The 14,599-nt window shown below is 61.5% G+C and carries 16 protein-coding genes; 8 read left to right on the top strand and 8 right to left on the bottom strand.

Annotated features, from left to right (window positions below; translation table 11 throughout):
- Positions 1-45: 45 nt before the first annotated feature.
- The 3 genes from QMK32_RS14200 (at position 46) to QMK32_RS14190 (ending at position 2,220) form a co-directional block, all read left to right on the top strand.
- Positions 46-1,008 (top strand): endonuclease/exonuclease/phosphatase family protein, encoded by a 963-nt coding sequence (locus tag QMK32_RS14200; protein ID WP_283475686.1) that lies wholly within the window; start codon positions 46-48, stop codon positions 1,006-1,008.
- Positions 1,009-1,060: 52 nt separating this feature from the next.
- Positions 1,061-1,258, top strand: coding sequence for a hypothetical protein (locus QMK32_RS14195; RefSeq protein ID WP_283475685.1), 198 nt, complete (start codon positions 1,061-1,063; stop codon positions 1,256-1,258).
- A gap of 218 nt (positions 1,259-1,476) precedes the next feature.
- Positions 1,477-2,220: a polyprenol monophosphomannose synthase gene (locus tag QMK32_RS14190; protein ID WP_283475684.1), complete on the top strand. Its 744-nt coding sequence runs from the start codon at positions 1,477-1,479 to the stop codon at positions 2,218-2,220.
- On the opposite strand, the gene QMK32_RS14185 is transcribed toward QMK32_RS14190, so the two are convergent.
- The 5 genes from QMK32_RS14185 to QMK32_RS14165 all read right to left on the bottom strand — a co-directional run bounded on the left by QMK32_RS14185 (position 2,194) and on the right by QMK32_RS14165 (position 8,198).
- On the bottom strand, positions 2,194-2,691 hold the full coding sequence (locus QMK32_RS14185; protein WP_283475683.1) for a WKL family lipoprotein: 498 nt from the start codon (positions 2,689-2,691) through the stop codon (positions 2,194-2,196). The genes QMK32_RS14190 and QMK32_RS14185 overlap by 27 nt on opposite strands.
- A gap of 204 nt (positions 2,692-2,895) precedes the next feature.
- Positions 2,896-4,155, bottom strand: coding sequence for a M16 family metallopeptidase (locus QMK32_RS14180; protein ID WP_283475870.1), 1,260 nt, complete (start codon positions 4,153-4,155; stop codon positions 2,896-2,898).
- Between the two features lie 94 nt (positions 4,156-4,249).
- Positions 4,250-6,502 carry a polyribonucleotide nucleotidyltransferase gene (locus QMK32_RS14175; protein WP_283475682.1) on the bottom strand — a complete coding sequence of 751 codons (2,253 nt, stop codon included), beginning with the start codon at positions 6,500-6,502 and terminating at the stop codon, positions 4,250-4,252.
- Between the two features lie 339 nt (positions 6,503-6,841).
- The gene (gene rpsO, locus QMK32_RS14170; protein WP_084348655.1) at positions 6,842-7,111 is read right to left on the bottom strand and encodes a 30S ribosomal protein S15; all 270 of its coding nucleotides are present in this window, start codon (positions 7,109-7,111) and stop codon (positions 6,842-6,844) included.
- Positions 7,112-7,226: 115 nt separating this feature from the next.
- On the bottom strand, positions 7,227-8,198 hold the full coding sequence (locus tag QMK32_RS14165; protein WP_283475681.1) for a bifunctional riboflavin kinase/FAD synthetase: 972 nt from the start codon (positions 8,196-8,198) through the stop codon (positions 7,227-7,229).
- 142 nt (positions 8,199-8,340) lie between these two features.
- On the opposite strand from QMK32_RS14165, the gene QMK32_RS14160 reads away from it, so the two are divergent.
- From QMK32_RS14160 to QMK32_RS14145, 4 genes are all read left to right on the top strand, one after another.
- On the top strand, positions 8,341-9,267 hold the full coding sequence (locus tag QMK32_RS14160) for a metal ABC transporter substrate-binding protein (RefSeq protein WP_502943607.1): 927 nt from the start codon (positions 8,341-8,343) through the stop codon (positions 9,265-9,267).
- Positions 9,264-10,028 carry a metal ABC transporter ATP-binding protein gene (locus QMK32_RS14155; protein WP_283475680.1) on the top strand — a complete coding sequence of 255 codons (765 nt, stop codon included), beginning with the start codon at positions 9,264-9,266 and terminating at the stop codon, positions 10,026-10,028. The genes QMK32_RS14160 and QMK32_RS14155 overlap by 4 nt, the downstream gene beginning before the upstream one ends.
- Before the next feature lie 2 nt (positions 10,029-10,030).
- Positions 10,031-10,909, top strand: a complete 879-nt coding sequence (locus QMK32_RS14150) for a metal ABC transporter permease (protein ID WP_269303595.1) — start codon at positions 10,031-10,033, stop codon at positions 10,907-10,909.
- A 94-nt stretch (positions 10,910-11,003) separates the two neighbouring features.
- The gene (locus QMK32_RS14145) at positions 11,004-11,681 is read left to right on the top strand and encodes a metal-dependent transcriptional regulator (protein WP_283475867.1); all 678 of its coding nucleotides are present in this window, start codon (positions 11,004-11,006) and stop codon (positions 11,679-11,681) included.
- Here the strand turns inward: QMK32_RS14145 and truB are convergent.
- The 3 genes from truB to QMK32_RS14130 are packed head-to-tail and all read right to left on the bottom strand — an operon-like array spanning position 11,678 to position 14,235.
- Positions 11,678-12,604: a tRNA pseudouridine(55) synthase TruB gene (truB, locus tag QMK32_RS14140; RefSeq protein WP_283475679.1), complete on the bottom strand. Its 927-nt coding sequence runs from the start codon at positions 12,602-12,604 to the stop codon at positions 11,678-11,680. The genes QMK32_RS14145 and truB overlap by 4 nt on opposite strands.
- Positions 12,605-12,646: 42 nt before the next feature.
- Positions 12,647-13,315 (bottom strand): 4'-phosphopantetheinyl transferase Npt, encoded by a 669-nt coding sequence (gene npt, locus QMK32_RS14135; RefSeq protein WP_283475678.1) that lies wholly within the window; start codon positions 13,313-13,315, stop codon positions 12,647-12,649.
- Positions 13,312-14,235, bottom strand: a complete 924-nt coding sequence (locus QMK32_RS14130; RefSeq protein ID WP_283475677.1) for a metallophosphoesterase family protein — start codon at positions 14,233-14,235, stop codon at positions 13,312-13,314. Before QMK32_RS14130 ends, npt begins: the two co-directional genes overlap by 4 nt.
- Positions 14,236-14,365: 130 nt before the next feature.
- On the opposite strand from QMK32_RS14130, the gene QMK32_RS14125 reads away from it, so the two are divergent.
- Positions 14,366-14,560, top strand: coding sequence for a hypothetical protein (locus QMK32_RS14125; protein ID WP_084348647.1), 195 nt, complete (start codon positions 14,366-14,368; stop codon positions 14,558-14,560).
- Positions 14,561-14,599: the final 39 nt, after the last annotated feature.

Raw genomic sequence — 14,599 nt, 5'->3', positions numbered from 1 at the left:
ACCTCCTTCTCGACCTGTCGGCGCGTTTGTGATTAGGATCCGACAATGCGGACAAGAATTGCAGGCTTCGTAGCCGGGGTGTGCCTGTCGATCTCGGTGTTGGGGTTGCTTGCCTACTTTTCACGGGTCGACAACCGGTATGTCGTGGCCCTCGCATCGTTCACACCATTCCTTGTCTCTGTGTCGGTGATCGGCGCTGTTGTAGCCGCATTCGGACGAAGATGGATCCTCTTCGCAGCGTCGGCGGCTGCTCTCGCGACGGGGGTCGGGCTTTTCGCTCCCTTGTATGCCCCCGGCTCGACCGCCGCAGCATCGGAGGATTCCACTGGCCCGACTCTGCGAATCATGCAGTCGAACCTCATGCTCGGGCTGGCCGATCCCGATCAGATAGTCCGCGAGGTCATCGATCGTGACATCGACATCCTTACCGTCCAAGAACTCACGAGCAGCGCCCTGAGTGGCCTCGACGTCGCGGGTCTGGAAGATCTACTGCCCTACAAGTTCACCCGTCCCACCCCCGAAGGCGGAGGCGGCGCCGGCATCTACAGCCGCTTCCCGCTTGCGAACGAACGGGAACTACCTACTTTTCTGCTGTGGAATCTGTCCACCGATATCGACGTAGGCACCGGCCCGCCCATCCGGGTGTACTCGGTGCACCCCGTCCCGCCCTACCCGTCCCCCACGCCGGTATGGGCCGCGGAAATGGAACTGCTGAAGAAGGAGGTGACGACGTCCGCAGATCTACCGCGAGTGATAGTGAGCGGCGACTTCAACTCGACCTGGTCGCACAGCAGGTTTCGAGACATCGTGGATGTGGGTTACACCGACGCGGCAGAGAGCACGGGTGGCGGTGTCGTCCCTACGTATCCGACAGACAAGGCCTACCCTGCACTCGTCGGGATCGATCACATCCTCAGCCGCGGAATGCAGGCGACATCACTCGAACGGATCACCGTCAACGGCACAGACCATCACGGAGTCGTCGCCGAACTGAAAACGATCGGTTAGCCCTGATGGTCGCGATTGTTGTCGACGGCACCGTTGAGTGCATGATGAACCCATGAGTTCGAACGATCTCTTCGGAGGACCCAAGCGGCTGCTGATCGTCATCGCCGTGGTTGTCGTGGTGACAGTTCTCGCTGCACTCGTCACCTTGATCGTGCGGCAGATACTCGGTCCACCCGAAGGGCCTTCCCCGTACGACACCCCCGAATCCATGTCGTATGTACTGCAGATCACCTCACCTCCCCCGCTGTGACCTGAGCTGGTGAACACCGCACGCTATCGACTTTCGTACGACGTCCGATTCGACCGGCGAGTACGAGGCAGCGACGCGATAGCTAGCGGATGGCCAGTCCGCGAGGGTGAAAGAGATAGACACCGACTACGCCGCTCCGGCTCTCCGATCCGGCGTTTTCATCGACGTCGGACGACTGTGATTTGGTTCTTGCTACCCCGATCACGGATCATACGAGCGTGACTTATCCAAGCGTCGCCCAGAAGACAACCGTTGTCGTACCCACGTACAACGAGCGCGAGAACCTTCCCAAGCTGGTAGGGCTGCTCGCGGATCTGGGCATAGAGAATCTGCACGTTCTCGTCGTGGACGACAACTCACCGGATGGGACCGGACAGGTTGCCGACGAACTTGCCGAGAACGGCCTGCTCCCCCTTACCGTTCTTCATCGCACCGAGAAGAACGGGCTCGGTCGCGCCTACGTGGCAGGTATGTCCAAGGCGTTGGACGACGGTGCGGACATCGTCATACAGATGGATGCCGATCTGTCCCACCCGACCGAAGTGATACCAGCAATGATCGAGACACTGACCACCACGGACGCGGCGGTCGTGCTCGGGTCGCGATATGTGCCGGGCGGTGAAGTGGCGAGCGACTGGCCCTGGCACCGGAAGGCTCTCTCGGCCTGGGCAAACTTCTACGTCAACACAATTCTGCGCTTGAAGGTCAAGGACGCGACGGCTGGCTTCAAAGCTTGGCATGCGAGGACTCTCCGGGCAATTGACGTCTCGTCGGTCGAGAGCAACGGTTATGCCTTCCAGGTGGAGATGAACTATCGCACCGTCCGACGCGGACTCGAGATCGCCGAGGTGCCGATCAAATTCGAGGAGCGCAGCGACGGCGAATCGAAGATGAGCCTGGCAGTACAACTCGAATCGGCACTCGTGCCGTGGAAGCTACTCGCCGGCCGGGCACGCCGCTGACGTAAGCCCGGCAAGTCCGACTAGTGCGCAGGCATTGTCGCGGCTGAGCTTCCACACGCCGTTCTCGGCCACGAAAATCATCGTCGTCGGATTCGGTTGACCACCGATCGTCAATGTGGCCCCGGCGCTCAGTGTTCCATCGCCTAGATCATCGACGCCGGTAATCTCTACGATCGCGTCGTTCGTAACGGCTGCAGTGACGACTTGTTCGATCAATGCGGGGTCTTCTTCTGCACCCTGAACGAATACAGCCTTCTCTGCCGATGGAACCGCTGGATCGAAGCCCCGCTTCAGTTCCTCGTTCAGATCTGCGGCGGACGGAACCGGCGGATACGCGGAAGCTGTGGGGATGGCGGTGGGAACGGCGGTGGAGGAAGCCGAAGGGCTCTCGCCGTCACCGCCATCACTGCATCCGGAGACGAGAGCGGTTACTGCCGCGGCAAGAAAGAAAGGCCCAATGGTGAGTTTCATTCACCGAAACTAACGCAGGAGCGGTCGAATGAACTGATAGACAGCATGATTCACAGAGCCGTCACCGAAGATTCTCACCAGCGTCTTACATATTGCTCGATCAGGTCGCCTTCTCGGCGGCAGCGTAGATATCGACACACCCCTGGCCGGGCATCGTATTCAGCGAGTACGTCACCTGGCCAGGGGAATCGACACCTTCACGCTTCAGCGTACGAGCGACTTGACCGAGGCCGGTAGTTGGCGCACGCTCTTGTACGGTCCGACGACGGCTGCCCCGAACGGCCTGGACAGCAGCACCCGAGCAACCTCGCGTACCTCGTCGTTGGTGACCTGATCGATCCGTGCGAGTGTGTCGGTGATGTCGTGATGGTTGCCGTAGTTGAGTTCACTTCGCCCGATACGGTTCATTCGCGATCCGGAATCTTCCAGTCCGAGAACCAATCCGCCACGCAGAGAACCTTTCGCCCTGGCGCACTCGTCGTCACTGATTCCGTCGGACGCGACGCTTGCGAGCACCTCCCGCACAACCGTCGTCACTTCCGCAAGATTCTCCGGTTGGCATCCCGCGTATACCGAGAACGCGCCCGAGTCCGCGAAGGTATCGACCGAGGAGTACACCGAATACGCCAACCCTCGTTCCTCACGAATCTCCTGAAACAGTCGCGAGGACAAACCGCCGCCCACAGCGGTGTTCAGGACCGACAGTGCCCACCGATGACCCTCGTGTCGACCGAACGCCCGAACCCCGAGGGACAAGTGCGCTTGCTCACTGTCCCGAGCGAAAAATCTCAACTCGGGCCGAGTACGCAGCCGCATTCCCCCTTCACGCCGGGGCACCGAGGTGACTCCCGACTCGAGTTGACCGGCGAATGCCCGCTTGGCCATAGCCACGGTCCGACGATGATCGACATTTCCCGCTACTGCGACGACCATGCGCTCGGGTGTGTAACGACGCGTGTGGAACGAGCGCAGCTGAGATCGAGTCATCGCCTCGATCGACTCCACGGTTCCGATCACCGGTCGCCCGACGGGATGATCGCCGAACATTGCTTCGAGGAACAGATCCCCCAGTAGGTCTTCGGGATCGTCGTCGCGCATCGATATCTCCTCGAGCACCACTTGACGCTCGACATCGACATCGGCTGTGCGACAACGCCCCCGCAGGACCACGTCGCTGACCAAGTCGATGGCCATACCGAGGTCCTCGTCGAGCACGTGCGCATAGAAGCACGTACTTTCCTTCGAGGTGAACGCGTTGAGTTCGCCGCCCACGCCATCCATCACTTGAGCGATTTCGAGTGCTGATCGTGTGGGCGTCGACTTGAACAACAGGTGCTCGAGAAAGTGCGCTGCACCGGCAACGCTGGGCTGTTCGTCGCGCGAACCGACACCGACCCAGACACCGACGGACGCCGAACGTACGCCGGGAACGAATTCGGTGACTACGCGAAGACCACCGGGCAGCGTTGTTCGCCGAACGCCCTGCGACTGCTCGGTGTGATCCGAAACGGCCGAACGGTACGTCCCGAGGGGACGTACCGTTCGGTCCTGAGTCTTCTTACTCAGCGGGTGACTCCGTCGGGACGTCCACTGCCACAGCGGCGTTGTCGTCCTCGACCGGCACAAGGCTGATCTTGCCGCGGTTGTCGATGTCGGCGATCTCGACGCGAAGCTTCGAGCCGACGCTGACGACATCTTCGACTTTGTTGATCCGCTTGCCACTACCCAGCTTGGAGATGTGAACCAGGCCGTCGCGACCCGGAAGCAACGAGACGAATGCACCGAAAGCTGTTGTCTTGACAACAGTTCCGAGGAAACGCTCGCCGACCTTCGGCAGCTGTGGATTGGCGATGGCGTTGATCATATCGATCGCAGCCTGCGCGGACGGGCCGTCCGCTGCACCGACGTAGACAGTGCCGTCATCTTCGATGGAGATGTTGGCACCGGTCTGCTCGGTGATCGAGTTGATCATCTTGCCCTTGGGTCCGATGACCTCGCCGATCTTGTCGACGGGGACCTTGATCGCCGTGACACGAGGCGCGTAGGGGCTCATCTCGTCAGGGGTGTCGATGGCTTCCGCCATGACCTCGAGGATCGTCGTACGAGCATCCTTGGCCTGCGACAGTGCGCCAGCGAGGACCTTCGACGGGATTCCGTCGAGCTTCGTGTCGAGCTGAAGCGCCGTGACGAAGTCCTTGGTTCCGGCGACCTTGAAGTCCATGTCGCCGAAGGCATCTTCGGCACCGAGGATGTCGGTGAGCGCAACGTAGCGAGTCTCGCCGTCGACCTCGTCGGAGACGAGACCCATGGCGATACCGGCAACCGGCGCACGCAACGGCACACCGGCGTTGAGCAGCGACAGAGTCGCGGCACATACCGAGCCCATCGACGTGGAGCCGTTCGAGCTCAGCGCCTCGGATACCTGGCGGATTGCGTACGGGAACTCTGCCTGGCTCGGGAGCACCGGCAACAGTGCACGCTCGGCGAGCGCTCCGTGTCCGATCTCGCGACGCTTCGGCGAACCGACGCGTCCCGTTTCACCGGTCGAGTACGGCGGGAAATTGTAATGATGCATGTAACGCTTGCTGGTCTCGGGCCCGAGGGAGTCGACCTGCTGCGCCATCTTGACCATGTCCAGCGTCGTGATGCCCAGGATCTGGGTCTCGCCACGCTCGAACAGGGCACTGCCGTGTGTGCGCGGAATGATCGCGACCTCTGCCGACAACGAACGGATGTCGGTGACACCGCGGCCGTCGATACGGAAGTGATCGGTCAGGATCCGCTGGCGGACAGACTTCTTGGTGAGGGCGCGGAACGCGGCGCCGATCTCCTTCTCGCGGCCTTCGAACTTGTCGGAAACCTGCGCGAGGATCTGAGCCTTGACTTCGTCGAGCTTGGCCTCACGCTCGGCCTTGCCTGCGATGGTCAATGCTTCGTTCAGGGGGATCTTCGCAGCGGACTCGACGGCCTCGAAGACGTCAGACTGGTACGCCGGGAACACCGGGTAGTCGCCGGTCGGCTTGGAAGCATTGGCTGCCAGCTCCTGCTGCGCGGTGCACAGAGCAGCGATGAACGGCTTGGATGCTTCGATGCCCTCGGCAACGACTGCCTCGTTGGGGGCGGTGGCGCCACCTTCGATGAGTTCGATGACGTTTTCGGTTGCTTCTGCCTCGACCATCATGATCGCGACATCGGCGTCAGCACCCGAGCCCGAGACGATGCGGCCGGCGACGACCATGTTGAACACGGCCTTCTCGAGCTGCTCGTTGGTGGGGAATGCAACCCACTGCTTACCGATCAGCGCGACGCGGACGCCACCGATCGGGCCGGAGAACGGCAGGCCGGCGATCTGCGTGGACGCAGACGCAGCGTTGATCGCGACGACATCGTAGAGATCCGCCGGATTGAGGCTCAGGACCGTGATGACGACCTGGATCTCGTTGCGGAGTCCGTCGACGAACGTCGGACGCAGCGGGCGGTCGATGAGGCGGCAGGTCAGGATCGCGTCCGTCGACGGGCGACCTTCGCGTCGGAAGAACGATCCGGGGATGCGTCCTGCTGCGTACATGCGCTCTTCGACATCCACCGTCAGTGGGAAGAAGTCGAATCCTTCGCGGGGGTGCTTGCCTGCCGTGGTGGCCGACAGCAACATCGTGTCTTCGTCGAGGTACGCCGCGACAGCGCCTGCTGCCTGTTGCGCAAGCCGACCGGTCTCGAATCGGATCGTTCGCTTGCCGAACGTGCCGTTGTCGATGATGGCGGTAGCTTCGAAGATGCCCTCTTCGGCATCCAACGTTGTGGTTTCGGTCATTCTTTTCTTCTCGTCCTCTCGTCTTTGCCGTGCCTACTGAACCTTCTGTCGATTTCTCGGAACCTCGTGTTCCTTCGAACTCCGACAGCGGTGCGAGCGGAGGCGGCCATCGATCGAAGCCGGCCGGACACTTGCCCGACAGGCCACTACCGAAGACCGACGCCACGTCGCCTCAGGCGCACACGGCGATATGCGAATGCCCATGCACTCGCAGTGTTGCTGGTCTATCTGTACTTCGGGTCATACACAGATAGCCAACGAGGACAGTCTAAGCACTGCCTCGTTGGCTTCTGCACTATTGCGGTGACCGCGCACTAGAGCGGGCACGTCGACGTCGAATTAGCGACGCAGACCCAAACGCTCGATCAGCGAGCGGTAACGGGTGACGTCCACCTTGGCGATGTACTTGAGCAGGCGACGACGACGTCCGACCAGCAGCAACAGGCCGCGGCGGGAGTGGTGGTCATGCTTGTGCATCTTCAGGTGCTCGGTGAGATCGACGATGCGCTTGGTGAGCATCGCGACCTGAGCCTCGGGTGAACCCGTATCGGTCGGGTGCAAGCCGTACTCGCCGAGAACGGTCTTCTTCTGTTCGGTGGTCAATGCCACTGGTACTACTCCTGATCACTGACGTCCGCGTGAAAGGGAATTCGAGTGCTCTCGCATGCGAGATACCGAATCGGGTGCAGCCACCACGGACCGCAGCATGCACCAACGTAGGAGACTACCAGGGCTCTAGTTGCGACAGAATCGAGCGGGCTCTATCGGAGTCTCGTCCCATTTCCGCGATCAAGTCCTCGACCGAATCGAACTTCTCCATACCTCGGAGCCGTTCGACGAAATCCACTGCCACATGCTGGCCGTACAGGTCCGCGTTGCTGTCGAGAACGAATGCTTCCACGGTGCGCGTTCTCCCCGAGAACGTGGGGTTGGTCCCGACGGACACCGCGGCCGGTTGCCGTTTGCCCGGCGTCACGGTACCGATCATCGCGCCAGGACCGAGGACGGTGAACCAAGCTGCGTACACACCGTCGGCAGGAATCGCCGAATGCATGGGGGGTGCCACGTTCGCGGTCGGGTAGCCCAGCTGGCGACCTCTGCCATCGCCGTGCACGACGACACCTTCCACCCGATGCGCACGACCGAGGGCCAGCGCAGCCGCAGCGACATCGCCGGCATCGACGCACGAGCGGATGTAGGTGGACGAGAACGTGACCGCGTGTTCCGCCAGAAGGCTCACGCCGTCGACCGCGAATCCAAATCTCTCGCCGACCGCACGAAGCAGATCCACATTGCCCAACGCCTTCTTGCCGAACGTGAAGTTGTCCCCCACGACCACCTCGGCGACGTGAAGGCGCTCGACCAGAATCTCGTGGACGTAGCGCTCCGGGGTGAGCTTCATCAGTTCGGGCGTGAACGGCATGACGAAAAACACGTCTACACCGAGTTCCTCGGCAAGCTCGGCCCGTCTGGTCAGCGTCGTCAGTTGCGCGGGATGCGTCCCAGGCCGGACCACTTCCATCGGATGTGGATCGAATGTCATGAGCACACTGGGAATTCCGCGTTCCCGCGCAGACTTCACCGCGCGGCTGATCAGTTGCGCGTGCCCCCTGTGCACGCCATCGAAAACACCGATCGTGAGAACACAACGGCCCCAGTCGGCAGGTACATCGTCGAGACCTCGCCATCTCTGCACGAGGGGAAGCCTACGGGCCCCCGAGTTCGGGGTCACTTTCGGATCGGTGTGTCGCTCGACTCAGGTATGGACAAACAAATCCGCGTTCTGTCAATATTTCGGTGTGCCAAACTTATTTCTTCGCCAGGGTAGATTTTCGATGATGCCCACGTTGAGCCTTGTCACAGCCGTGGTCATGTCGGTCGGCGCGCTCGCGGGATGCGCTAGAAGTGTCGGTGACGAGAACACTGCCATCACCGAGGACTCCCGCCCGTTGGTCCTCACGACATTCACTGTTCTCGCCGACATGGCTCGCAACGTGGCAGGCGATCATCTCCTCGTCGAGTCGATCACCAAGGTGGGCGCAGAAATTCACGGCTACGAACCGACCCCCGGCGATCTCCGTACCGCCGAACAAGCCGAACTGATCCTCGACAACGGTCTGGGATTGGAATCGTGGTTCGAGAAGTTCGTCGAACGCGTCCCCGCCCCACATGCAGTGGTGAGTGACGGCGTGGAACCTGTCTACATCCGTGCCGACGCATATGCGGGGAAATCCAATCCACACGCGTGGATGTCACCGAAGGTCGCGGAGGTCTACGTCGACAACATCGCATCCGCATTCGTCGATCTCGACCCACTGCACGCCGAGGACTATCGCGCCAACGCCGAGTCCTACAAAGCTCAGCTTCGAGAGGTCGGCAACCGACTCCGCGCCGACCTCGACACACTGCCGCCCAACGAACGCGCAGTGGTCTCGTGTGAGGGCGCATTCAGCTACCTCGCACGCGACTTCGACCTTCAAGAGGCATATCTATGGCCGGTGAACGCCGAACAGGAGGGCACCCCCAAACAGGTCGTCACAACCATCGACTTCGTTCGAGACAACGACGTACCGGCGGTGTTCTGCGAGTCGACGGTGTCCGACAAAGCGCAGCGACAGGTCGCCGAGGACACTGGTGCGCGATTCGGCGGCACCCTCTTCGTCGATTCGCTGAGCGAGGAGGGTGGACCCGTTCCCACCTATCTGGACCTACTGACCTACGACGCCCGCACCATCACCGATGCGTTACTGGGGACACGACAATGAACACGAAGCCCGCTGCACTGACAGTCACCGGCGTCGGCGTTCGGTATCGAGACATCACCGCACTTGTCAACGCGTCGCTGACGCTCGAGGCCGGTCGCGTCTGCGGCCTCGTGGGAATGAACGGGTCCGGGAAGTCGACACTGTTCAAAGCCGTCATGGGTGTAGTGCGACCGGACACCGGCACCATCTCCATCTTCGGCGGAGCCCCTGCCGATGCACGCAAGGCCGGCACGGTCAGCTACGTGCCGCAGAGCGAGACAGTGGACTGGTCATTCCCGATCAGCGTCCGCGACGTCGTCATGATGGGCCGCTACGGGAAACAGAACTGGATGCGAAGTCCGCGCAGCCGCGATCGCTCGGCGGTGGAGAACGCGATCGATCGAGTCGACCTGACCGAACTGGCCGACCGCCAGATCGGTCAACTGTCGGGTGGCCAGCGCAAGCGGGCGTTCGTTGCCAGAGCCATCGCCCAGGAAGCCTCGCTACTGCTCCTCGACGAGCCTTTCGCCGGGGTCGACAAGCGAACCGAAGCCACGATCACCAGATTGCTGCGTGAGCTCACCGCGGCAGGCGCTTCGGTACTCGTGTCCACGCACGATCTCCACGCGCTGCCGGACCTCTGCGACGAGGCGGTCCTGCTGCAGCAACGAGTGTTGATGCACGGAAGACCTGAGGAGGTATTGAAACCAGAGAACCTCGCATTGGCCTTCGGTGTCGATCCACTCTCACGCACTACTTCCCGCACGTCGGAAGCGAGCTGATCATGGACTTCGTCGACTTCTTCGTCGAACCATTGCAGTACACATTCATGCAACGGGCCATGCTCGTGACGGTCACCGCGTCCATCGTCTGTGCCGTACTCAGTTGCTGGTTGGTGCTCATCGGCTGGTCGTTGATGGGCGACGCGGTCTCGCACGCGGTTCTGCCTGGCGTCGCACTCTCATATCTGCTCGGCGCCCCCTTCGCAATCGGGGCACTGTTGTTCGCGCTCGTCGCCGTCGGCGCTATCGGTCTCGTCCGCAACACCACTCTGGTCAAGGAGGACGCGGCCATCGGCGTCGTCTTCACGACATTGTTCGCGCTCGGAGTCGTGCTGATCTCGAAGTTCCCGAGCCAGATCGACCTGAACCACATCCTCTTCGGCAATCTCCTCGGGGTATCGCAATCGGACATGCTGCAAGTGTTCATCCTCGGCGGTCTCGCGCTGCTGGTGATGGTCCTCAAGCGTCGCGACTTCACGCTGTTCGCCTTCGATCGGACGCAAGCGCGTGCGGTGGGTATCTCGCCCACAGTCATCTCGGCGACGATGCTGACATTGCTCGCGTTGACGACGGTCGTCGCACTCCAAGCAGTCGGCGTCATTCTCGTCGTCGCGATGCTGATCACACCGGGAGCGACGGCATATCTGTTGACCAATCGTTTCCGTCGGATGCTCGTTGTCGCACCGAGCATCGCCGTCGGCTGCGCGATAGTCGGCATCTATGTGAGCTTCTATCTCGACGTGTCCTCGGGCGGCACCGTCGTGTTGTCGCAGGGCTTCGTGTTCATCCTCGCCTATCTGTTCAGCCCGTCGCAGGGGTTGATTACCCGCTATTTCCGACGCTCCGACGACGTGGCGGCGAGCCAACCGGCGGGAAGCTAAGCTTTCTCGCGTGGTGGAGCAAACGGTCAGCCCGAACACCGGCGGCAAGAACACTGCAGGAAACAAGACTGCAGCAGACAACCTCGCGGAAGAACTGCAGCTGTCGGCTGTCGCGCAGGACTATCTCAAAGTGATCTGGACCGCCGGCGAGTGGACCGAAGACGCCGTCAGTACAAAGATGCTGTCCGAACGCATCGGCGTCTCCGCCTCGACAGTGTCCGAGGCGATCCGCAAACTGGCAGATCAAGGCATGGTCGACCACGCTCGTTACGGGGCTATCTCTCTTACCCCTAGGGGACGCACCGCGGCCATTGCGATGGTTCGACGTCACCGACTGATCGAGACCTATCTCGTGCAAGAACTCGGCTACGGCTGGGACGAAGTGCACGACGAGGCAGAAATACTCGAGCATGCGGTCTCGGACCTGATGATGTCGCGAATAGACGCGAAACTCGGCTTCCCTGAACGTGATCCACACGGCGACCCGATTCCGTCGGTGGACGGCGACATAGCGTCACCCGAGGCCACGCGCCTGAGCGACTACGCAGACGGCCAACGCGGGCTGGTCGCCCGGATTTCCGATTCCGATCCGGCGATGCTGCGCTACTTCGACTCGGTGGGCATCACGCTCGATCTGCCGATCGCCGTCCTCGAGCGACGCGACTACGCAGGAACGGTGGAGATCGAATTGGACCATCACGGTGCCGACAAGGGTGTCATCGATCTCGGTCAACTTGCAGCCGAAGCGATCTGGATGATCCCGACCCGCTAGCAACCGCGCAAGGTTGCCGGGCGAACGACCAGCACCGAGCTTGCGCGCTTACCTTTTTCTTGCAGCAGAGCGATCGTGTGCCCCGATGGGTCGATCGCTGCATACACGCCATCGATCCCCACGGGATCCAACCATCTCCCCTGGCTGACCGATTCCGCTTCTTCGGCGTCGAGCTGCCGGTGCGGAAAAGCAGTGCGCGCAGCCTCGTCGATGTCCAGGCTGACCCCAGGGTTCTCCGCGAGCTGGTCGAGGGTACGAGCATGCTCCAAAGTGAACGGGCCCACTCGCGTGCGCCGCAGCACGGTCAGGTGGCCGCCGACACCGAGAGCGGCACCGAGGTCACGCGCGAGCGCTCGAATGTAGGTTCCAGAAGAGCATTCGACGTCGACATCGAGATCTACGAAACCGGTATTGGGCACGTCTCGCCGGGCAAGTAGGTCGAACCTCGTCACGCTGACCTTTCGAGCCGGCAAGGTGAACTCTTCACCTGCACGTATCAGCTTGTGGGCACGTTGCCCATCCACCTTGATCGCACTCACACTCGCCGGAATCTGCTCGATGTCACCGGACAGTAGCGCGATCTGCTCTCGAAGCGCCGAATCGCTCGCCTCGTGCGCCGACGCATCCGCGATGGTCTCACCCTCGGCATCGTCGGTGGTGGTACTACGCCCGAGTCGGATCGTTGCCGTGTATTCCTTGGTGGTCAACGCGAGAAGCCCCAGCATCTTCGTGGCGCGTTCGATCCCGAGGACGAGCACACCGGTGGCCATCGGGTCGAGCGTGCCCGCATGCCCCACCTTCCGAGTGTGCAGAAGTTTGCGACAGGAGGCGACGACGTCATGGCTGGTGACCCCTGGTCCCTTGTCCACGATCAATAACCCGGCACCGACGAGGCCGGAGGACAGCTTTCCGCGTGAAGACACGAGAGTTCATTGTGCCAGGCGGCTTCTGCGCCGCGTGGATCGCTAGGTCACTGCGATGGCGGTGACGATCAGACCGTCGGAGACGAGCCATCTGCCATCGAACGAAGTCAGTGGCGGGCCGTCGATGGTTTCACCGGACACGAGGAGTCGAGAATGGAAGGTTCCGGAGACGTCGCCGCCGGAACCGGTGCGATCGAACGTGATGTGCGCATCCTCGAAACCCAACCATCGACCGGTCAATGGTTCCCACGCCTTGTACGTCGCTTCCTTGGCGCAGAACAGCAAACGATCCCAGTGCACGTCCGTATCGACGGACGCGGTGCGTAGCCATATTCGTTCGGCCTCGAGACTGACGGCATCGAGAACCCCGTCGGGTAGTGCATCGTGTGGTTCGGCGTCGATTCCGACGGAACGAACCTGCATCGAATACGCCACGACTGCACCACGGTATCCGTCGCAATGCGTCAGGCTCCCGACCACTCCCCTCGGCCATTGCGGGGCGCCCGAACTCCCTCGCATGATCGGCGCTGGATCCACACCCAGCTTGCCCATCGCCAGGCGGGCGCAGTGGCGCGCAGAGCTGAACTCCCGCTTGCGCTTGTCCACGGCCTTGGCGACCAGATGAGCTTCGAGCGGATGCGGTTCCAACCCCGGCGGGTCGGCGAACAATTCGGCGGCGACGACGCCATTGGGAAGAATCGACTCGATCACTGCTCAGACCTCATCTTCTCGACTTCGGCTTCCATCTCGGGTGTCACCGTGAAGTGTCCGCCCCACTTGTTCAAGGTGCCCTCGGGATACTCCGGCACGGGGAGTATCTGTCTGAGCACGTTGTCGGGCAACCCGCGCCGCTGCCATTCGCGTGGATATCCGACCGAGACTTCCTCGAAGCGCACCCCGTCGTAGTACGTCGTACGAGGGATATGGAGGTGCCCGTACACCGCGCACAGGGCGTTGTAGCGCGTATGCCAGTCGGCGGTCAGAGTGGAACCGCACCACAACGCGAACTCCGGATAGAAGAGCACCTCGGTGGGCTGTCGCACCAGCGGAAAATGGTTGATCAACACCGTAGGGATCGACGGATCGAGGGCGTCGAGTCTGATCCTGGTGCTTTCGATGCGAGCTCGACACCATGCGTCTCGGCTGGCGTACGGCTCACACGAGAGCAAGAACTCGTCGGTGGCGACGACATTCTTCTCTCGCGCGATCGCAAGCCCGTGTTCCTTGTCCACGGCCCCACGAGGGAGAAACGAGTAGTCGTACAGCAAGAACATCGGCACCAGCGTCGCCGGTCCGCCTTCGCCCTTCCACAGCAGATAGGGGTCCTCGGGCGTGACGACGTCGATCTCACGGCACAGATTGACCAGGTACTCATAGCGCGCAGCACCGTGAATTTGCACTGGATCTTTGACCGTCGTCCACAGTTCGTGGTTGCCGGGTACCCAGATGACCTTGGCGAATCGACTTCGGAGCAACTCGAGTGCCCACTTGATGTCGTCGGTTTTCTCCGAAACGTCTCCCGCGACGATCAACCAATCTTCTGGTGACTCGGGGTGAATATCCTCGGTGACCGGACGATTTCCTCGGTGACCGATGTGGATGTCACTCACTGCCCAGAGCTTTGCTGTCACAGGCCGTGTTCCTTCCCGATGAAATGATCTTCTGATCTGGTTGTCGATTCGGTCGACAACCAACACCTCATCTTCCCTTCGGATTCCCGAGCGGTATCGGACAGGGTGCCGGATGAGACACTGTCGACCTATGAACAACTTTTCCGCATCCGAGAAATCCGGCCTCACAGCAGGGCTGGTCCTCACTGTTATGGCCTCCGTTCTAGCGGGGATCGCCTCGGACAACTTCGTCTCTGGTTTTGTGATCACCGCAATCGTGTGTGCGATCGCATTACTCGCGGCAACGTTCCTCGCTCGTTTCGTCAATACCCGTCGACGTCGATAGCTCGCGTCGATCCCTTACGCGCCTGCTGCTCTAGAGTTC

Origin of the sequence: Rhodococcus sp. H29-C3 (genome assembly GCF_030063405.1) — a bacterium.
GTDB lineage: Bacteria > Actinomycetota > Actinomycetes > Mycobacteriales > Mycobacteriaceae > Rhodococcoides.
The sequence above is the reverse complement of the archived record's forward strand: the minus strand, read 5'-3'. Positions and strand labels throughout refer to the sequence as shown.